Below are 18,513 nucleotides of genomic sequence, written 5' to 3'. Positions count from 1 at the left end.
TAGACGGTATTTGGACAGGGACCGCCAGCAGTTGTAAGGCTAGGATTCGCGCGACCCGGGGAGGGCCGAGCATTCATGCTGCCGCTGCTGCTGATCAGTTCTTGCTTCATCGCCATGCTGGGCGGTGCGATGCTGGCACTGGCGCGGCTGGAGCCCGGTTACCGGCACATCCGCGACTGGGGCTGGTCCCAGATCCTGCTGGCGCTGACGCTGACCCTGGGCATCGCGCTGCTGCCCAGCGACCAGCCGGAATCCCTGCACTATCGGCTGCAAGCTACCGTGGCGACGATCTGCATGATCGGCACCATGGCGCTGGAGATTGCCGGCGCGGCCCATTACACCGGTCGGCCCTGGCCCTGGCGGCGTTTCCTGCCCGGCTTCGCGGTGCTGCTGTTCGCGGTCATGGGCACGGCCCTGGTCAACCAGCCGGCGGCCATCTGGCTGGCCTCCATCGCGCTGGCCTGCAGCGCCTGGCTGTCGGCCCGATGGATGTGGCAGGGCGGCCAGCGCGCCGAGCGTTTCACCGCCGCCTGCTTCGCCGTCTCGGGCGCGCTGCACTTCATCAGTCCGCTGGAAGACCCGCTGGCCCATTCGGCCTTTGCCCACATCGCCGGCACCTGCGTCCAGGGCGTGCTGGCGATGTCGATGATCCTGCTCTCGGTGCGACGTGCCAAGGCCGAGGCGGCACGGGCCGGCGCCAGGCTGCGTCAGCTCGCAGAGCAGTCCCTGCAGGGCCAGGCCGTCATCCGTGACGGCCGCCTGCTCTATGCCAACCCGGCGGCGCTGGCCATGTTCGAGTATGGCCAGACCGAACTGGCCGCGGGCGGCGGGGATCTGTCGGCGGTGCGCCTGCCCGAGCAGGTCACCGAGGCCGCCGAGCGGCATCGCCGCGTCATCGAAGGCCGCTTGCAAGGCCTGGCCTGGGATGGCCTGCGCCAGCGCCTCGATGGGCGGCTGCTGTATCTGCATTGCCTGTCCAGCTTCATCGACTGGGACGACGGTCCGGCCGAGCTGGTGCTGCTGCTGGACGACACCGAGCGCCGCGAGGCCCATGAGGCGCTGCGCCGCCAGGCCCTGCACGACGAACTGACCGACCTGCCCAACCGCCACTCGGCACTGGCCCGCCTCGCCGAGCTGACGGCACCCGGCGGCCCGGGCTTCGCGCTGCTGTCGGCCGACCTGGACCGCTTCCAGCTCGTCAACGAAAGCCTGGGCCACGAGACCGGCGACGCGCTGCTGCAGGCCATCGCCGCGCGCCTGCGCGAGGCCCTGCCGCCCGAAGCCCTGCTGGCCCGCCTCGGCGAAGACCAGTTCCTGCTGTTGCAACCCGGCGTCGACGACGACACGGCCGCCATGCTCGTCGGCCAGCGCCTGCTCGCGCTGATGAACGCGCCCTTCGCGGTCGCCCACCGGGCCTTGTATGTGCATCTGTCGGTCGGCATCGCGCGCTTCCCCGCCCATGGCCTGAATGGCGCGGCGCTGCTGCGTGCCGCCGACGTGGCCATGCACCAGGCCAAGCAGCAGGCCGGTGCGGCCGCCGTCGCCTTCCGGCCCGGCATGGCGGCCGGCGCGGGTGGCCTGCTGGAGATCGAACAAGCCCTGGCCGCGGCCATCGAGCGCGAGGAGTTCCAGCTCGACTACCAGCCCAAGTTCAGCGCGGGCGGCCGGCAGCTGGCGGGTTTCGAGGCCCTGGTGCGCTGGCAGCGGCCGGGCCGCGGCCGTGTCAGCCCGGCCGACTTCATCCCCGCTGCCGAGCGCACCGGCCAGATCGTGCCGCTGGGCACGCTGATCCTGCGCCAGGCCGCCCAGCAGCKGCGGGCCTGGCAGCAGCAGGGCCTGGCCGTGATGCCGGTGGCGGTGAATGTGTCGCCGCTGCAGTTCGAGGACACGGGCTTTGCCGACTGGCTGCTGGACCTGGTGCGCGCCCATGGCGTGAACCCGGCGCTGATCGAGGTGGAGATCACCGAGACCGCCGCCATGACGCATATGGACCGCGTGCTGCCCCAGCTCGCGCGGTTGCGCGATGCGGGCGTGGGCGTCGCCTTCGACGACTTCGGCACCGGCCAGAGCTCGCTGACGCTGCTGCGCCGCCTGCCCATCACGACGCTCAAGCTCGACCGCAGCATGATCGACCCGCTGCCCGAGCCTGCGGCCGGCGCCGTCGTGCGCGCGGCCTGCCTGCTGGCCCAGTCGCTGGGCCTGGCCATCGTCGCGGAAGGGGTGGAGACCGAGGCCCAGGCCGCCGAGGTCGAGGCCCTGGGCTGCACGCATCTGCAGGGCTGGCTGCTGTCCCGGCCGCTGCTGCCCGATGCGGCGGCAGCCCTCCTCAACGGGCCATCAGCTCACCCATCCGGATCGAGCCCCCCGGCTGCCACGCCGGGTTGAACTGCAGGCCGCTCTTCTCGAACAGCATGACGACGGTGGAGCCGAGCAGGAAGCGGCCCATCTCATCGCCCTGGGCCAGCGTGACCTGGCTGGGTGAGTAATCCCACTCGCGCACCGGGCCTTCGCGCTTGATCTGGCCTTGCCAGACGGTGGCCATGCTGCCGACGATGGTCGCGCCGACGAGCACCAGCACCCAGCGGCCCAGGCTGTCGTCGTCGAACACGCAGACGAGGCGCTCGTTGCGCGCGAACAGCCCCGGCACGCCGCGCGCCGTCGTCGGGTTCACCGAGAACAGCTCGCCCGGCACATGCACCATGCGCACGAGGCGACCGGCGGCGGGCATGTGGATGCGGTGGTAGTCCTTGGGGCTCAAGTAGAGGTTGGCGAACAGGCCGTCCGTAAAGCGCGCGGCCAGCTGGGCATCACCGCCGACCAGGGCCGTCGTCGTGAAGTTCTGGCCCTTGGCCTGGTAGACCTGGTCGCCCTGGATGCGGCCGACCTGGCTGATGGCGCCGTCCACCGGGCAGATCAGCGGCGCGTCGGCCATGGGCCTGGCACCGGGCTTCAGCGCGCGGGTGAAGAAGTCGTTGAAGGTCTTGTAGGCATTGATGTCCGGCTCCGCCGCCTCGGCCATGTTGACGCCGTATTTGGCGACAAAGCGGCGGATCGTCGACGTCGTGATGCCCCCCATGGGCTTGGAGGCGTAGTGCCCGGCCAGCCGCGTCATCGCGAGCTTGGGCATCAGGTATTGGGGCAGGACTTTGAGGCGATCGGACATGTGCAGGCGTGAGCAGGCAAGCACTGGATTCTAGGAAGCCCCGGGATTGGGGAAAGTCTGGAGCCGCGCTTCGGCCTTGATGTCATGGCATTACGACATCATCCGCGCCAGCGCGACGCCCGGCATGGCGGACGCCGACCTCAAACAGTTTCAGGGAGCTTTCATGCGCAAATGGATGACTTGGTTGGCCGCCGCATGGCTGGTCGTTTTGACGGGCTGCGCGGTGAAGCCGCAAAACCCGGTGTCGCTCAACCCGGCTGCCTTCGCTGCTGGCGCGGGCAAGGTGGGCGTTGTGATGACGGCGCTGCCCAAGGTGGATACCGAGTTCCCCGGTGCCGGCTGCCTGCTCTGCATCGGCGTGGCGAGCGCCGCCCACAGCACGCTGACAGGCTATGTGCGCACCTTGCCGCTGGAAGACCTGGCCACGTTGAAGGACCAGGCCGCGTCGATCATCGTCAAGCGTGGTGGCAGCGCGGTGGCCCTGCCCGCCGACCTGAAGCTCGATGAGCTGCCCAAGTTCAGTGGCGATGCGCCCAACTTCGCGCGCCAGGACTTCCGCGGCCTGCGCGAGAAGCATGGCGTCGATCGCCTGCTCGTCATCCAGATCAGCGCGCTGGGTGTGTGGCGCAACTACTCGGCCTATGTGCCGACGGCCGAGCCCAAGGCCGTCTTCAAGGGCGTGGCCTATCTGGTGGACCTGCGCACCAACGCGCTGGATTGGTACAAGACCATCGACATCGGCAAGGCCTCGGCAGGCACCGCCTGGGACCAGCCGCCCAAGTTCCCCGGCCTGACCAACGCCTATTTCGAAGCCCTGGAGCTTGGCAAGGATGCCGTCCTCAAGCCGCTGCAGTGAGGGCGTCTGGCGCCTGCGCCGGGCCCTGATCGTCGGGGCGACGCTGCTGCCCTGTGCGGCGGGGGCGCAGACGCGTGGCGACAGCTGGGCGCTGGGCTGGGACAGCCTGGCGCGCCCCGGCGTCGAGTTCCACGGCGTGCAAGACCGCGACAGCGCCGGCATGAAGACGGGGCAGATGATGTACCCGGCACCCAACGCCGCCGGTCTTCTGGTCGCCATCCTGACGCATGCCGCCGTCAACGAGGGCGTGCTGCGCGCGGAGGCCAACAAGCGGCAGCAGCGCGCCGACCTGGTGGTGGCGCCCTATCAGAACATCGTGGCGCAGATGACGCCGGAGGGCCTGGTGACGCAGGCGCGCGGCTTGCTGTCCAGCGCCGCCACGCCGCTGGCCGACGCACGTTGGCGGCTCGAGCTGGTGCCGGCGTTCTGGATGACCCAGGACAGCCGCGCGCTGATCGTGCAGGCCGACGCCGGCTGGCGTGTCGCGGCCGATCCGAACCCGCAGCGTCGCGCCTCGGTCACCGTCGTCTCCGACCCCTTGGTGGAGGAGAACGTGGTGGAGGCCTGGTCCAGCAAGGACGGCGAATTGCTGGTCAAGCGCATGGCCCAGCTGCTCGCGATGGCCGCCGATGCGCTGGCGAGCGACCTGCCGCCCGGCGCGACCGACGAAGGGCGGCAACGCACCGTGCGCTATCTGGAAGGCCGACGGGAGCGCATGGAGCGCGCCCAGGTGCTGCAGCAGCGTTGCGGCCGGGCCCTGCTCAGGACGCTGACCGGCGAGCTGAAGTCGGTGCCGCTGTCCAACCCGCCGGAGCGGGAGGCGGATTGCCCTGCGGTGGTCGTGCCGGCGCCACCTTCGGCACCGGTGGCCAGCGAAGCGGCCTCGGCGCCCGGCTGACCGGGCGAGGTCTGTGGTTCAGGGCGGGCGCGACAATCCGCACCGATGTCCCTGATCCACAGCTCGTTCTACCGTTTCACGCCAATTGCCGACCCCAGCGCCCTGGCGGCCTGGCTGCGCGACGCGGCCGTGGGGCTGGGCGGCGTCATCCTCGTCGCCCCGGAGGGGTTGAGCGCGGCCCTGGCGGGGCCGGCGGCGGCGGTGGCCGCCTTCGAGGCGCTGCTGCAGCAGCAACCCGGCCTGGCAGGCCTGCATTTCAAGCACAACGCCTGCGAGCGCTCGCCCTTCGGCCGACTCAAGGTGTCGGTCAAGCGCGAGATCGTCGCCTTCGGCGTGCCAGGCGTCAGCGGCGAGGACACCGGTACCCACGTCAGCCCGCAACAGTTCCGCGCCTTGCTGGATGACCCCGACACCGTCGTTCTCGACAACCGCAACAGCTTCGAGTTCAAGCTCGGCCGCTTTCGCGGCGCCATCGACCCCGGCGTGGCCCATTTCCGCGACTTCCCGGCCTATGTCGAGTCACAGCGCGACGCATGGCAGGGGAAGACGGTGGCGATGTACTGCACCGGGGGCATCCGCTGCGAGAAGACGGCCGCCTGGATGCAGGCCCAGGGGCTCAAGGTGGCTCAGCTGGACGGCGGCATCCTGAGCTACCTCGAGGCCTTCCCCGACGACGCGGCCCAGGACTGGCAGGGCGAGTGCTATGTCTTCGACAAGCGCATCGCCATCGACGCCGCTGGCCGCGAGACCGACACGACGGCGGAGGCCGTCTTCAGCGACCCGGCGGATGCCTGGCGGCTGGCGCGGGCGCGGCGGCTGGATCCCGGCAGCGGCTCAGCCTGAAACCGGCGGCCTCAACGCGCCGCATGCACCTTGTGAGCCACGGACAGCAGCCGCGAGCTCAGGCGCAGGCCGGCGCGTTCAGCACCGTCGAGCAGCACATCGAAGCGCACGCGCCCGCCAATGACCATGAAGTGAATGGCGCTGGCGCGCGTCGGCGCGTCGCCGGCCGCACCCTCGCTGACCTGCAACAGCCCGCGCCGCGGGCTGGCCGCCTCGCCCTGAGCCAGGAACAGCAGGTGCAGGCCCGGGTCGGCATCGGCCGCGCGTACGCGCCGCACCTGCACCGGTCGCGCCTGCACGGTGCGCCCCTGCACGGTCTGGTTCAGCTCGCCGAGCATGGCTTCCGACCCCTGCACGCCGATCACAAAGGGGGCATCGGCAGCACCCAGCGCGCCGTCGGGCCAGTCCACGTAGGCCGTGAACTTGTAGAGGAACTCGGCCTTGATGCGCACCTCGCCGACGGCATCGTCGGTCTGTGCGCGGCTCAGGCCGGCCACCGGCAAACCCAACGCGAGGGCCAGCAGCGACCGGCGCCGCGCCGGTGTCACGGGGTCCACCGCAGCTGCGCGTAGGCCTCGGGCCCGAAGACGCTGCGGCCCGGCGCGGCATTGGCCTGCGCATGGCGGCCATGCAGCAGGTTGCGGCCGCCCAGCGTCAACGCCAGCGTCGGCGCGGCGCGCCAGCCATAGTTGGCGTCCAGCACGGTGTAGGCGGGCACGGCCGGTTGCGGCAGCGCAGCGACATGACGCAGCGCCACGTCCAGCTCATGGCGCTCCGCGGGCTGCAGCGTGGCGCGCAGCTGCCATTGCCGCGGCGGATCGTTGCCCAGGGCGGACGGCCCCACCGGGTCGCGGCTGCCCGGCTGTACGGACAGGTCCTGCTGCAGGTGATTGAAGCCGGCGCTCAGCCGCAGCCAGGCCAGCGGCTGCCAGTGCCCCCAGGTTTCGAGGCCCCAGCTGCTGCCGGCGATCATGTTCTGCACCATCGCATTGGGAGGCGGCTGGCCACTGCGCAGCCGCTGCCAGTCGTGGTGGTAGAGCGTCAGCGCATAGCTCAGCGTGCTGCTCGGCTGGCCGCGGTGGCCCAACTCGACGACGCGTGCGACCTCCGACACGAAGCCGGCCCCGCCCGCGATGATGTAGGGTGGCTGAGGCGGCAGGCGCAGGTCGCGGTCCAGCCGGGCCGGCGCGCGCACTGCGCGCGACAGCGAGGCCCACCATTGCCAGCGCGGCGATGGCGACCAGGCCAGGCGCAGCGACGGCAGCGTCTCCCAGCCCGTGTAGTCGTTGTGCTCGAACTTCGTGCCGGCCGTCAGCCGCCAGCCGTCCGCCAGATGCAACTCGTCCTGTACGAACAGGTTCTGCCACTGCTGCGTCGCGTGGTCGGGCGCGAAGCCGAACAGCCGGCCCGGCGTGACATGGTCGCGTGAACTCCGCCAGCCGCCGCCCCAGTCGATCTGGTGCGCACCCCAGGCCAGGCTGTGCTGTGCCTCCAGGTCCAGCACCGTGAAGCGCGGGCTGTACAGGATCGCGTCCTCGCGCTCCACGCGGTCGTAGTAGGCCCGCAGGCGCAGCCGCGAGCCGCCGTCCAGCTGGCCGGTCCAGCGCGCGAGCAGGTTCTCGCCCGACGTGCGCAAGCCGCCGAAGTTCTGTGCGCCGTTGATGCGGTCCACCGTATGGCCGCGGTAGATGTCGCCCTGCAAGGTCAGCCCGTCCTCGCCGTCCAGCCAGTCGGCGCGCCAGCCCAACTGCCAGCGCCGCGACCTGTCCTTCACGGCCGCGCCGGCTTCGGTCTCGGTGGCATCGCGCTGCTGCAGCTTCGCGTAGGCGCGCCAGTGCCCCTGCAGCGGCAGCCTGCCGCCGTGGCGCAGCGCGGCCGCGCGCTCGTCCGTGCCAGCATCGACGCGCAGCAGCAACCCCGCGTCCGCGGCCGGCCGGCTGATGATGTTGATGACGCCATTGACCGCGTTCGTGCCCCAGACGCTGCCGCCCGGCCCGCTGATGACCTCGATGCGGGCGACATCGTCCAGCAGCACATCCTGCTGGTCCCATTGCACGCCGGAGAAATAGGGCGCGTAGACCGTGCGGCCATCGATCAGCACCAGCAGCTTGTTGCCCACCGAGTTGTTGAAGCCCCTGGCGCTGATGGCGTACTGGTTGGCATCGACCCGCGCGACCTGCAGGTTGGGCGCCAGTTGCAGCGCCTCGGGCAGGCTGCGCGCGCCTGAGCGCCGTATCGCGTCGGCGCTGATCACGTACAGCGAGGCCGGCACCTGCGCGAGTTTCTCGCGGCGCCGTGATACCGAGCTGATTTCGATGTTGGACAGCTGCTCCAGCGACAGCTGGCTCAGATCCTGCGCCGCCGCGGGGGCGGCCAGCAGCGCCAGCAGCAGTGGCACGGCGCCACCGCCAACGCGGCGGTGGGTGGGGTGAGGCTGGTCCTCGTCAGCGGGCTGGCGCAATGGAATCACCTCCCTGTCGTTGGGGGTCTGGGTGACCCGGACTGGTCGCGCCAGCATAACAACGCCGTCCCCTGGATGCGGCGTCGCTCGACAGGCTCGCGGCCGACTGGGACGGCCAGGCGCCTGGACCCGACGGCGGAAGATTGATTCCCCCCGTGCGGAACAAAGCTTCCGGGGGGTGGCGGGTGCGCCGCGCCGCAAACGCCGACAATGCCACCGCGCGCCGCTTGCGCGCACCGAAACCTGTCATTCGATGTCTCATCTGATCGTCCACGGCGGCACGCCCCTTTCGGGCCGCATCACCCCCTCGGCCAACAAGAACGCCGTCCTGCCCATCCTCTGCGCCACGCTGCTGACCCGGCAGCCGGTGCGCTTGCGCGGCGTGCCCGAGATCACCGATGTGAAGAAGATCGTCGAGGTCTTCCGCAAGCTCGGCTCCCAGGTGGAGCTCGATTTCAAGACCGGCATCCTCGACGTCCACCACCGCGACACCCACTTCGACCCGGCCACCGACCGCCTGCCCGAGGAGATGCGCTCCTCCATCATGCTGGTGCCGGGCCTGATGGCCCGCTTCGGCGCGGCGCGCATCGAGGACGACGTCAAGGGCTGCACGCTGGGCGCGCGCGAGATCGACCCGCACGTCGAGGTGTTCCAGCGCTTCGGCGCCGACGTCGAGCGCCTGCCGGACGGCCTGGTGCTGCACGTCAAACGGCCGCTGAGCGCCAACGACCACTGGACCGATTACGCCTCCGTCACGACGACCGAGAACTTCGTGCTGTGCGCGGCGCTGGCCGATGGCGTCTCCACGCTGACCAATGCGGCCAGCGAGCCGCATGTGCAGGAGTTCTGCAACTTCATGTCGCTGCTGGGCGCCAAGATCGACGGCCACGGTACGTCCAAGCTGAAGATCACCGGGGTGCAGGAGCTCGGCGGCGCCGACTACACCTTCACGGAAGACTTCCACGAGATCGTCACCTTCCTGGCCCTGGGCGCCATCACCGGCGGCAATGTGCAGGTCAAGAACGGCGCGCCGGAGATGTTCCCGCTGCTGGACCGCACGTTCGCGAAGTTCGGCGTGCAGATCGTCCATGAAGACGGCTGGAGCCGCTGCGTGACGAATGGCCCGTTGAAGGTCAAGGAACCCTTCACGCGCAACATCCTGCAGAAGGTGGAAGCGGCGCCCTGGCCCTATGTGCCGGTCGACCTGCTGCCCATCTTCGTGGCCCTGGGCGTCAAGGCCGAAGGCAGCGTGATGTTCTGGAACAAGGTCTATGACGGCGCGATGGGCTGGACCAGCGAGCTCGCCAAGTTCGGCGCCCATGCCTTCCTGAGCGACCCGCACCGCATGATCACCTTCGGCGGCAAGCCGCTGAGCCCGACCGAGGTCGAGAGCCCCTACATCATCCGCGTCGCCATCGCGCTGCTGATGGTGGCGGCCAGCATCCCGGGCAAGAGCGTGATCAAGAACGCGACGCCGATCCGCCGCGCCCATCCCAATTTCGTCGAGCACATCTGCGAACTTGGCGCTCGAATCGAGTGGGTCGAAGGGGATTGATGTTGCGCTGGATGTGCGCGGCCGCATGCCTGGTGGCCTCGGCCGCCGAGGCCGCGGCGCCCGTCGACACCATCCGCTGGGTGGCCCAGGACGTGCCGCCTCATTTCAGCTTCGTGCAGGGCCGCCCGCCGCGCTCCATCGCCGAGCTGGGCCATGGCGAGGTGGACGGCTTCATGCGCGTGCTGCTGACGCGCATGCCCAACTTCCGGCATGAGTTCGTCGAGTCCAGCACGGCCCGCTACGAGGCCGAGAGCCGCCGCGGCCAGACGCTGTGCTCGACCATGCATGTGCGCACCCCCGAGCGCCTGCAGTGGGCCTATTTCTCCCACCTCTACCCGCCGCTGATCTCGCGCGAGCTGCACGTCATCGTGCGGCGTGACCTGATGGACAGCCTTTCCCAAGGTCGGCCCCGGGAGGGGCGGCTGCAACTGTCGGAACTGCTGAAGCGCCCCGAGCTGCGCCTGCTGGTGGCGCGCGACCGGGCCTTCGGCGCGCAGATCGACAGCCTGCTGTCCCAGTACACGGTGCCGCGCCTGGCCGTCGGCGCCCAGCTCAGCACCCAGCTGCTGGACATGCTGCGCGCCGGCCGCATGGACTACACGCTGGAGTACCCCACCGTCGTCAACGACTACCTGGCCCGCGCCGGCGATCCGGGCGCCCTCGTCGCGCTGCCGGTGGCCGAGGGCCTGAGCACCTTGCTGGCCACCGTGTCCTGCAGCCGCACACCGGCGGGCAAGCGACATATCGAGGCCATCGACGCCGCGGTGCGCAAGCTGGCGAGCGAGCCCAATCGCGAGGCCTGGGTGCGCGATTGGCGCGGCGCGCGCTCCGAAGCGCAGGACATGAAGCGCCTCAACGCCTACATGGACGAGCGCGCCCGCGGCGGGCCGCGCATCGAGTAACACCCTAACTCCGGCGGCGGGCCGCTTCTCATGACGCAAAAGGTGGATCGCTTCGACGTCCAGGCTTCACCCTCGACAGGCTTGGCTTCGACATCCAACGCTGCACGCCCGCTGGACGTGCGCTGCGGACCGCTGGCTGCGTTGCTTCTCCTTCTGGGCATGCGCCCACGGCGTCGGCGCGCCTTGTCAGCGGCCCGCCTCGCCCGCCCCTCGGGCGCGCCCCACCGCCGGAGTTAGGGTGGCCAGGCCCCCCAAGCCGGTTCTGCCGCTGCGCGACGGCGTCGCGGCGAGTGCCGTGTTCTGCCCTCCGGGGCCCTGGCCCAGCATGACGGCCTTCCTGGCCGAGCGCCTGCCGCGCGTCGTTGACTGGCCCGAGCGGGTGGTCAACGGCGACGTGGTGGACGACGCCGGCCAACCCGTCGCCGACAGACCCTACCGCGGCGACCGGCGCGTCTACTACTGGCGCCATCTGGACGTCGAGCCCGACATCCCGGCCGGCGAGCGCATCGTCTTCCAGGATGAACACCTGCTCATCGCCGACAAGCCGCATTTCCTGCCTGTGACGCCCAGCGGCATCTATGCGCGCCAGACGCTGATGGCCAGGCTGCGCCACGCCACCGGCCTGGTGGACCTCAACCCCGTGCACCGGCTGGACCGCGAGACCGCCGGCCTGGTCGTCTTCAACCTGCGGCGCGAGGAGCGCGACGCCTACCACCGCCTGTTCCGCGACCGCACCGTCACCAAGGTCTACGACGCCATCGCGCCGGCCGGCGCCGGCCCCTGGCCGCGCGTGCTGCGCCACCGCCTCGTGGAACCCGAGGGCGATGGCTTCATGCAGATGCAGGTCGTCGATGGCGAGCCCAATGCCGAAACCTGGGTCGATCTCGTCGAGACCTTGCCGGGCGGCCTGGCGCGCTACGAGCTGCGCCCCCACACCGGCCTGCGCCACCAGCTGCGCGCCCAGATGAATGCCCTCGGCCTGCCCCTGGTCGGCGACCGCATCTACCCGGTGCTGCAGCCCCACGAGAACCCGCCGCGCTTCGACGCGCCGCTGCAATTGGTTGCACGCGAAATCTCTTTCACGGATCCCGTCACCGGCCTGCCACGGAGCTTCGCGCGCGCCGCCCTGACAATCCCGCCTTCATGAACGCGCCCAACCCTCAAGCCCAGGTCCAGGAACTGCGCCGCCAGCTGCAGTCCCTGCTCGACGCCGCCAAGGCCAATGAGCGCAAGCTGGACCGCTTCGACGCGCTGGAGCGCCGCCTCGTCGCGGTGAGCTCGATGGAGGAGCTGGTCAACCTGCTGCTCGTCGACTGCCGCGAGGATTTCGGCCTGGACGCCGCCGAGCTGTGGCTGCTCGATCCCGAGCAGGAGCTGCGCCGTGCGCTGCCGGCCCTGCCCATGATCAAGGCGCCCCAGCTGCTGGACGGCCATGGCCCGCTGAAGGACCTGTTCGGCGCCGCGCGCACGACCCGCCTCATCGGCCCCGGGCCGGACGAGGCCCTGCTGCCCAAGGCCTTCGGCGCCGAAGCCGGCGTGCGCTCGGCGGCCCTGCTGCCGCTGATCCGCCAGGGCCTGCTGATCGGCAGCCTGCACCTGGGTTCGCGCGACCCCGAGCGCTACGACACCGCCTCGGGCACCAAGTTCCTGGACCGCCTGTCGGCCATCGCCGCCATCGCCATCGAAAGCATGCTCAACCGCGAGCGCCTGCGCCGCGCCGGCATGACCGACGGCCTCACCGGCGTGCACAACCGCCGCTATTTCGACCACCGCAGCCTCATCGAGTTCAGCCAGGCCGTGCGCCACCGCTACCCGCTGGCCTGCCTGTTCCTGGACATCGATCACTTCAAGGCCATCAACGACGGCCACGGCCATCCGGCGGGTGACGAGGTGCTGCGCCAGGTGGGCGGGCTGATCCTGCGGTCCCTCCGCACCGGCGACCTGGCGGCGCGCTACGGCGGCGAGGAGTTCGTCGTGCTGCTGCCACGCACCGATCTGGCCGGTGCCTGCGAGGTGGCCGAGCGCATCCGGCTGATGGTGCAGGAGGCCCCCTTCGTGACGCCCGACGGCGGCACCGTCAGCGCGACCCTGTCTGTGGGCCTGGCCATGGTGCCGGCCAGCGCGACGAGTTTTGCCGACCTGCTGGCCGCCGCCGACCGCGCCCTCTACGAAGCCAAGGGCGCCGGCCGCAACCGCACCGTCGCCGCTGAAGGCGATGCGCCGCTCAGCGCAGCCATTGCAACTGCACCGTGAACATGTCGCCGCGCTGTCCGTAGGTCTTGCCGAACAGGTAGGCCGCGTTCAGCGTCACCGTGTCCGGTCCTTCGTCCCACAGCGTGGCAAGCAAGGCCGGCCCGGCGCGGTGTGACTGGCGCGCGCGCGGCGCCCAGTCGTTCCACTGCCCGACCTCGCTGAAACCCTCGACGCCGACCCGCCAGCCCGGCGCCACGCGGTAGATGCCGCGCCACTGCAGCTTGAGCCGCGTGTCGCGCTTGTCGCTGTCGTATTCCCAGAACACATTGGCGTTCAGCTTCAGGCGGCCGAGGTCGGTCTGCCAGACGGGGCCCAGTTCCAGTGCATTGCTCCTGTCCTCGCGGTTGCGCACCAGCTGGGCGTGGATGGCCAGGTCATAGGGCTTCTCGCCCTGGGTCAGCATGAACTCGTTGATCCAGTTCCACGTCTCCAGCCTGGCGCCGCGCAGGGTCTCGCCCTCCCAGCTGGCCAGCAGCCGCGTCGTCCAGCGCGTGTTGACGCCATAGCTCAGGCCCAGCTCGGGCCAGAGCACCGCCTTTTCGTCGGGCGCCTTGACCGTCCAGTAGCGCAGCTCCGCACCCACGCGGCCGGCCTGGTCATAGGGGGTGACGACGTAATAGCCCGGATCGGCCGCAACCGTGCCGGCCAACGCCGCAAGCATCAGCCAACGCCAACTTCGCATGCGCAGACTCTATGGGTCTGAATCACAATGGCCTGGCCATGAAAACCCTGCTGTCGATCCTCCTTGCCCTCAGCTTCGCCAACAACGCACAGGCCGGCCCGGCGCTGGAGCGCATCCAGTCCAGCGGCCGCATCGTGCTGGCCCACCGCGAATCCTCCGTTCCCTTCAGCTATCTGCTGCCCGACGGCCACCCCGTCGGCTATGCGGTGGATCTGTGCCTGAAGGTCGCCGAGGCGGTGCGCAAGAAGCTGAAGATGAATGCGCTGAACCCGCAGTTCCTGCTGGTGACGCCGGCCAACCGCATCCAGATGGTGGTCGATGGCAAGGCCGACCTGGAATGCGGCTCGACGACCAACAATGCCGAGCGGCGCGAGAAGGTCGCCTTCACGGTGCCGCACTACATCACGGGCGCGCGCTATCTGGTCCGGGCCGACAGCGGCATCAACGACCTGGCCGGCTTCGAGAACAAGACGCTGGTCTCCACCAAGGGAACGACGCCGCTGAAAGCCATCACCCAGGCGAACGACGAGCGCGCTCTGCGCGTCAAGATCGTCGAGGCGCCCGACCACGCCAAGGCCATGGAGATGCTGGCGGCCGGCCAGGCCGACGGCTTCGTCATGGACGACGTGCTGCTCTACGGCATCGTGTCGGCGCGGCCCGACGTGGCCAAATTCAGCGTCGTCGGCAAGTTCCTGACCATCGAGCCCTTGTCCATCGTGCTGCCCAAGAACGATCCGGAGCTCAAGGCCATCGTCGACGAGGAGATGAAGCGCCTCGTCACGAGCCGCGAAGCCCATGCGATCTACGAGCGCTGGTTCATGAAGCCGATCCCGCCCAAGAACAAGGCGCTGAATCTGCCGATGAACTATCTGCTGAAGGACTTCTGGAAGTACCCGTCGGACCAGGTTCCGTACTGAAGCGGCCTGCAGTACTCCCTGCAGACAAACCCCGAGCGGTGGCCTTGGATGCGGCCGTGACAATTTGTCTGCAGTCAGCGTCGACCCATGAGTACCGATTCCCCCGCCGAAACCCTGGACCGCGTCAGCCCGCGGCGGCTGGGTTCGTTGCGGTTCAGGCTGACGCTGGGTGTGCCCTTGCTGACGGCCCTCATCGTCGCCGTCTTCGAATGGAGCCTGGGTGGTTTCGAGTCGCCCAGCGAAGGCGCGGCCCGTTCGGCCTGGCTGGTGCTGCTGCTCAGCGCCGCCCAGCTGCTGCTCATCGAAGCCCTGCTGCTGCGCCCCTTGCGCCAGCTCGCCGCCGGCTGCGAGGCCATGGAATCGGCGCCCATCCCCCTTACACCGGAAGCCGTCGTGGCGCCCCGCCTGACCGCCGAGCTGGACCGCATCGGCCACGCGATGCAGCGCGCCCGCGGCTCGCTGTGGCAGCAGGACCAGGATGCCCGTGAGCTGCGGCGTGAGCTGACCCAGCAGCGCCACCTGCTCGAGGAGGCGCATTCGGCGCTGGAGGCCAACCAGCGCGAACTCGCCAGCCTGGCGCGCATCGACGCGCTGACCGGCATCGCCAACCAGCGCGCCTTCGACGAGGCCCTGCGCCGCGAATTCAAGCGCGCCCAGCGCCAGCGCGGCCTGCTGTCCCTGGCCGTGCTGGATCTGGACCAGTTCAAGCAGTTCAACATCGCCCATGGCACGGCCGTTGGCGACATGGCCCTGCAGCGCGTGGCCAACCTGCTGAACGACCGTTTCAAGCGCGACACCGACGTCGTCGCCCGCCTGGGCGGCGAGGAGTTCGTGGCGCTGCTGCCCGGCTTCGGCATGGCCGAGGCCCAGGGCGTGCTGGAGTCCTTGCGGGATGAGTTGCGTGCGCTGCGCCTGCCTGATGGCCAAGGCAGCCTGACGCTGAGCGTGGGCCTGGCGGCGGCGAGCCCGGCTCATCCGTACTTGAGCGCGCAGGCGCTGCTGCAGGCGGCCGACGAGGCCCTCTACATCGCCAAGCATGCCGGACGGGACCGGCTCAGCCTGGCGGCCTGAGTCGAGGGGTTGCAGGCCCTATTTACGCGGCATCGTGTCGGTGCGCAGATAGCGCGACAGGATGCGGTCGTAGTCGCTGGCGCTGCCCTTGACCTTCTTCGCCGCATCCAGCCCTTGCTGCAGGCGCTTGAGGTAGTCGGCGCTGACGGCGGCGTTGCAGGCGAAATAGTTGTCGCCGCCGCGGATCTGGCCGTCGAAGCGGTAGCGGTCCGGCGGGATCTCCAGGCTGGTCAACGTCCAGCGCATGACGGCCTCGCCATAGACCCAGCCGTCCACCCGCCCGGCAAGCATCATGCGCGCCGCGATGACGGGGTCGGCCACGCGATGGATGCGCGCCTCCTCGGCGCCCAGCGTGCGCGCCGTCTCTTCGGAAACGTCGCCGCGGATGACGACGACATCGCTGCCGGACAGCGGCTTGTCTCCTGCCGGCCAGGGCGCTGCGGGGTTTCTGCGCCCCACGGCGAGGTCGGCCGACAAAAAAGGCCCCACCCATTGGTACTGCTTCTCCCGGGTTGGCGTGCGCGTCATCGCCGTCACGCAGGCGGGAGCCGGCCCGGCCAGCGCCTGCAGCACGCGGGCCCAGGGCAGGAAGAGGGGCGTCCCCTCGGGCAGGTTGGCCTGGGCCTGGGCCGCCTTCATCAGGTCCACCGCCACGCCCGCCGGGCCACTGGGGCCGACGAAGCTGAAGGGTGGGAAGGGTTCGCTCAACCACTGCACCGCCTGGGCGGCATCCGACGCCGCGGGCATGGGCTGGGCCGCGAGGCCACCGGCCGCCACGACGCAGAGTCCCGCGAACAGGCTCCGAGCGTTGCGCATGCAGCCTCCTTGTTGTTCTGGCCGATGCGTCGATGCTAAGGGCCCGGCGGCGCGCCGGGAAGCGGCTTCAGCGGCCGTGTTCCTGGGCGGCGAGCAACTGCTCGTTGACGCGCCGCGCCGCGCGCAGCACCAGGGTCTCGTCGAGCTGGGCCTGGGGCGCGATCTGGCTGGCGATGTCGTCGAGCTGGTCCTGGTGGTTCAGCAGGGCCCAGGCCACCGTCGAGATGGCGGCGACGCTGCGGCGGGCCAGGCTTTCCGGCATGGTCAGCGAGGCCTGGATCTCGACGTGATAGCGCACGCTGGCCACGGCCGCCGGGGCCAGGCCCCAGCTCTCGCAGAGGGCGGCGCCCAGCGCGTCATGGCTGACGCCAAAGGCGGTCTTTTCCAGCTCCACCAGCTCGGCGTCGCGTGTCGCGGCACGCAGCATGGCGGGATAGTGAGTCGGGGCGTGGCGGTACAGCACCGCCTTGCCGCATTCCTCGAACAGGCCGGCCGAGTGGGCGGCCCAGGGGTCGACGCCCAGCATCTGGCCCATGCGGCCCATCAGCAGGCCGCGCTGCGAGGCGCGCGTCCACACCGATTCAAGTTCCGCGGCCGCCGGGAAGGCGGCGCGCAGGCCCATCTCGAAGGTGATGGCCGCCACCTCGCGCATGCCGAGGTAGGTCAGCGCCTGGTGCACGGTCTGCACGCGGCCGCGCAGGCCATACAGCGAGGAGTTGACCGCCTTCATGACGGCGGCGGCGAGGGCCATGTCGGTCTCGACCAGGGAGGACATGGCCTGCAGGTCGATGTCCTCGGCCGCCATCAGCAGCGAGAGCTTGACGAGGACCTCGGGCTGGGTCGGGATCTCGATGTCCAGATTGCGCAGTTGAGGATCGACGGGCATGGTGAGTAGGGGCGCTAGGGAATGCTTGATGGTAGATCAGCGGAAGAAGGCGTCCCAGGCTGTTTTGAGGATGAGGGCGCCGACGACGATGACGAAGACGCCACGCACGAAGCCGGCGCCATGCTTCAGGGCCAGCCGGGTGCCGAGCAGGCTGCCGGCCACGTTGGTCACCGCCATCACCGCGGCGACATGCCACCAGATGTGGCCCTTGCTGACGAAGAGGACGATGGCGAAGGCATTCGTCAGCAGGTTCATCAGCTTGGCCGTGGCCGAGGCATGCAGGAAGTCGTAACCCAGCAGCCGCACGAACAGGAAGACGAAGAAGCTGCCGGTGCCGGGGCCGAAGAAGCCGTCGTAGAAGCCCACGCCCAGCGCGATGCCGCCGGCCACCAGGGCCTCGGCACGGCCCGCGAAGCGCGGCTTGTGCTCGCGTCCGAGATCCTTCTTGGCCAGTGTGTAGACCAGCACCGCCAGCAGCACCAGCGGCAGGGCCTTGCGCAGGCCGTCGGCGCTGACCAGGGTCAGCGCCCAGGCGCCGGCGAAGCTGCCGGCACCCGCCAGAACGGCGGCCGGCATCAGGCGACGCCAGGGCAGGTCGACCCGCTTCACGTACTGCAGCGTCGCCCAGCCCGTGCCCCAGACCGACGCCCCCTTGTTCGTGCCCAGCAGCGTCGCCGGCGCCGCGCCCGGGTAGGTGCTGAACAGGGCCGGCACCAGCACCAGTCCCCCGCCACCGGCCACCGCGTCGATGAAGCCTGCGAGCAGGGAGGCGAGGGCGACGGTGGCAAGTTCGAGCATTCTTTGATTCCATCACGCGGCCGTCGTGCCTTCGCCGGGCCGAGCGCTGGGCCTGCCATGGGCCAGAGGCCCATGTCCTTCCGTAGGCACAAGCAGTCCGCAGGGACTGCTTGTGTCCGACTCCAGTTCCCGAGCCGGCCCGTCGGGCGATGTTGACCGGGCTTGATGCCCGGTCAATCGCCGTCCCCTCGGGGGCTGAGGCCGGACACATTGCGCCCAGTGGGCGTGATGTGCCTGCCGAAGAGCTGCGGCACTGCCGCAGCGCGGTCTGCAAGACCGACTGGGCACGCCGCGTTCAGCGTGCGAGAGCAGGCGAGGGGCCTCCGGCTCACAAAAGAAAACGGCCACCAAGGGGTGCCTTGGTGGCCGGTGGATTGTCTTCGGGGTTACGAAGCAACCTGGTGCGCTTGGC

At 69.9% G+C, this 18,513-nt stretch carries 17 protein-coding genes; 10 read left to right on the top strand and 7 right to left on the bottom strand.

Annotated features, from left to right (window positions below):
- The first annotated feature begins 75 nt into the window (after window positions 1–75).
- A complete protein-coding gene (locus AC1DW3_RS23465) occupies window positions 76–2,385 on the top strand; it encodes a putative bifunctional diguanylate cyclase/phosphodiesterase (protein WP_477935425.1) in 2,310 nt (769 codons plus the stop codon).
- Here the strand turns inward: AC1DW3_RS23465 and asd are convergent.
- Complete coding sequence (gene asd, locus AC1DW3_RS23460; protein WP_477935423.1) at window positions 2,327–3,163, bottom strand: archaetidylserine decarboxylase; 837 nt, start codon at window positions 3,161–3,163, stop codon at window positions 2,327–2,329. The two genes, AC1DW3_RS23465 and asd, sit on opposite strands and share 59 nt — an antisense overlap.
- Window positions 3,164–3,386: 223 nt before the next feature.
- Here asd and AC1DW3_RS23455 point away from each other — a divergent pair, with 223 nt between their 5' ends.
- The 3 genes from AC1DW3_RS23455 to trhO are packed head-to-tail and all read left to right on the top strand — an operon-like array spanning window position 3,387 to window position 5,760.
- Complete coding sequence (locus AC1DW3_RS23455; RefSeq protein ID WP_477935421.1) at window positions 3,387–4,019, top strand: hypothetical protein; 633 nt, start codon at window positions 3,387–3,389, stop codon at window positions 4,017–4,019.
- Window positions 3,994–4,917, top strand: coding sequence for a hypothetical protein (locus AC1DW3_RS23450; protein ID WP_477935420.1), 924 nt, complete (start codon window positions 3,994–3,996; stop codon window positions 4,915–4,917). Before AC1DW3_RS23455 ends, AC1DW3_RS23450 begins: the two co-directional genes overlap by 26 nt.
- Window positions 4,918–4,962: 45 nt before the next feature.
- Entirely contained in the window at window positions 4,963–5,760 is a 798-nt protein-coding gene (gene trhO / locus AC1DW3_RS23445) for an oxygen-dependent tRNA uridine(34) hydroxylase TrhO (RefSeq protein WP_477935418.1), read from the top strand.
- A gap of 11 nt (window positions 5,761–5,771) precedes the next feature.
- Here trhO and AC1DW3_RS23440 read toward each other — a convergent pair whose 3' ends face one another.
- Together AC1DW3_RS23440 and AC1DW3_RS23435 are read right to left on the bottom strand one after the other, a co-directional pair.
- Window positions 5,772–6,317 (bottom strand): TOL_0243 family YfiR-like periplasmic protein, encoded by a 546-nt coding sequence (locus AC1DW3_RS23440; RefSeq protein WP_477935416.1) that lies wholly within the window; start codon window positions 6,315–6,317, stop codon window positions 5,772–5,774.
- A complete protein-coding gene (locus tag AC1DW3_RS23435) occupies window positions 6,305–8,221 on the bottom strand; it encodes a TOL_0244 family TonB-dependent receptor (RefSeq protein WP_477935414.1) in 1,917 nt (638 codons plus the stop codon). Before AC1DW3_RS23435 ends, AC1DW3_RS23440 begins: the two co-directional genes overlap by 13 nt.
- A 253-nt stretch (window positions 8,222–8,474) precedes the next feature.
- Here AC1DW3_RS23435 and AC1DW3_RS23430 point away from each other — a divergent pair, with 253 nt between their 5' ends.
- The 4 genes from AC1DW3_RS23430 (at window position 8,475) to AC1DW3_RS23415 (ending at window position 12,931) form a co-directional block, all read left to right on the top strand.
- Window positions 8,475–9,776 (top strand): UDP-N-acetylglucosamine 1-carboxyvinyltransferase, encoded by a 1,302-nt coding sequence (locus AC1DW3_RS23430; RefSeq protein WP_477935412.1) that lies wholly within the window; start codon window positions 8,475–8,477, stop codon window positions 9,774–9,776.
- On the top strand, window positions 9,776–10,678 hold the full coding sequence (locus AC1DW3_RS23425; RefSeq protein WP_477935410.1) for a TIGR02285 family protein: 903 nt from the start codon (window positions 9,776–9,778) through the stop codon (window positions 10,676–10,678). The genes AC1DW3_RS23430 and AC1DW3_RS23425 overlap by 1 nt, the downstream gene beginning before the upstream one ends.
- A gap of 238 nt (window positions 10,679–10,916) precedes the next feature.
- A complete protein-coding gene (locus tag AC1DW3_RS23420; protein WP_477935408.1) occupies window positions 10,917–11,825 on the top strand; it encodes a pseudouridine synthase in 909 nt (302 codons plus the stop codon).
- Window positions 11,822–12,931, top strand: coding sequence for a GGDEF domain-containing protein (locus AC1DW3_RS23415; protein ID WP_477935406.1), 1,110 nt, complete (start codon window positions 11,822–11,824; stop codon window positions 12,929–12,931). Before AC1DW3_RS23420 ends, AC1DW3_RS23415 begins: the two co-directional genes overlap by 4 nt.
- On the opposite strand, the gene AC1DW3_RS23410 is transcribed toward AC1DW3_RS23415, so the two are convergent.
- Window positions 12,903–13,613: a hypothetical protein gene (locus tag AC1DW3_RS23410; protein WP_477935404.1), complete on the bottom strand. Its 711-nt coding sequence runs from the start codon at window positions 13,611–13,613 to the stop codon at window positions 12,903–12,905. The two genes, AC1DW3_RS23415 and AC1DW3_RS23410, sit on opposite strands and share 29 nt — an antisense overlap.
- A 38-nt stretch (window positions 13,614–13,651) precedes the next feature.
- On the opposite strand from AC1DW3_RS23410, the gene AC1DW3_RS23405 reads away from it, so the two are divergent.
- Together AC1DW3_RS23405 and AC1DW3_RS23400 are read left to right on the top strand one after the other, a co-directional pair.
- A complete protein-coding gene (locus tag AC1DW3_RS23405; RefSeq protein ID WP_477935402.1) occupies window positions 13,652–14,530 on the top strand; it encodes an amino acid ABC transporter substrate-binding protein in 879 nt (292 codons plus the stop codon).
- An 87-nt stretch (window positions 14,531–14,617) separates the two neighbouring features.
- The gene (locus AC1DW3_RS23400; protein ID WP_477935400.1) at window positions 14,618–15,601 is read left to right on the top strand and encodes a GGDEF domain-containing protein; all 984 of its coding nucleotides are present in this window, start codon (window positions 14,618–14,620) and stop codon (window positions 15,599–15,601) included.
- An 18-nt stretch (window positions 15,602–15,619) separates the two neighbouring features.
- Here AC1DW3_RS23400 and AC1DW3_RS23395 read toward each other — a convergent pair whose 3' ends face one another.
- The 3 genes from AC1DW3_RS23395 to AC1DW3_RS23385 form a co-directional block, all read right to left on the bottom strand.
- Window positions 15,620–16,417: a substrate-binding periplasmic protein gene (locus tag AC1DW3_RS23395; RefSeq protein ID WP_477935398.1), complete on the bottom strand. Its 798-nt coding sequence runs from the start codon at window positions 16,415–16,417 to the stop codon at window positions 15,620–15,622.
- A 67-nt stretch (window positions 16,418–16,484) separates the two neighbouring features.
- Window positions 16,485–17,303 carry an HDOD domain-containing protein gene (locus tag AC1DW3_RS23390; RefSeq protein ID WP_477935396.1) on the bottom strand — a complete coding sequence of 273 codons (819 nt, stop codon included), beginning with the start codon at window positions 17,301–17,303 and terminating at the stop codon, window positions 16,485–16,487.
- A gap of 36 nt (window positions 17,304–17,339) precedes the next feature.
- Entirely contained in the window at window positions 17,340–18,101 is a 762-nt protein-coding gene (locus AC1DW3_RS23385; protein WP_477935394.1) for a TSUP family transporter, read from the bottom strand.
- Window positions 18,102–18,513: the final 412 nt, after the last annotated feature.

Source organism: Roseateles sp. P2_H4 (assembly GCF_056403315.1).
This window is presented reverse-complemented; position numbering and strand designations above follow the sequence as displayed.

Coding starts and splice junctions, on each gene's coding strand:
- asd (WP_477935423.1), bottom strand. CDS start 3,163: ATGTCCGATCGCCTCAAAGTCCTGCCCCAATACCTGATGCCCAAGCTC.
- AC1DW3_RS23450 (WP_477935420.1), top strand. CDS start 3,994: ATGCCGTCCTCAAGCCGCTGCAGTGAGGGCGTCTGGCGCCTGCGCCGG.
- trhO (WP_477935418.1), top strand. CDS start 4,963: ATGTCCCTGATCCACAGCTCGTTCTACCGTTTCACGCCAATTGCCGAC.
- AC1DW3_RS23430 (WP_477935412.1), top strand. CDS start 8,475: ATGTCTCATCTGATCGTCCACGGCGGCACGCCCCTTTCGGGCCGCATC.
- AC1DW3_RS23425 (WP_477935410.1), top strand. CDS start 9,776: ATGTTGCGCTGGATGTGCGCGGCCGCATGCCTGGTGGCCTCGGCCGCC.
- AC1DW3_RS23415 (WP_477935406.1), top strand. CDS start 11,822: ATGAACGCGCCCAACCCTCAAGCCCAGGTCCAGGAACTGCGCCGCCAG.
- AC1DW3_RS23410 (WP_477935404.1), bottom strand. CDS start 13,613: ATGCGAAGTTGGCGTTGGCTGATGCTTGCGGCGTTGGCCGGCACGGTT.
- AC1DW3_RS23405 (WP_477935402.1), top strand. CDS start 13,652: ATGAAAACCCTGCTGTCGATCCTCCTTGCCCTCAGCTTCGCCAACAAC.
- AC1DW3_RS23400 (WP_477935400.1), top strand. CDS start 14,618: ATGAGTACCGATTCCCCCGCCGAAACCCTGGACCGCGTCAGCCCGCGG.
- AC1DW3_RS23395 (WP_477935398.1), bottom strand. CDS start 16,417: ATGCGCAACGCTCGGAGCCTGTTCGCGGGACTCTGCGTCGTGGCGGCC.
- AC1DW3_RS23390 (WP_477935396.1), bottom strand. CDS start 17,303: ATGCCCGTCGATCCTCAACTGCGCAATCTGGACATCGAGATCCCGACC.
- AC1DW3_RS23385 (WP_477935394.1), bottom strand. CDS start 18,101: ATGCTCGAACTTGCCACCGTCGCCCTCGCCTCCCTGCTCGCAGGCTTC.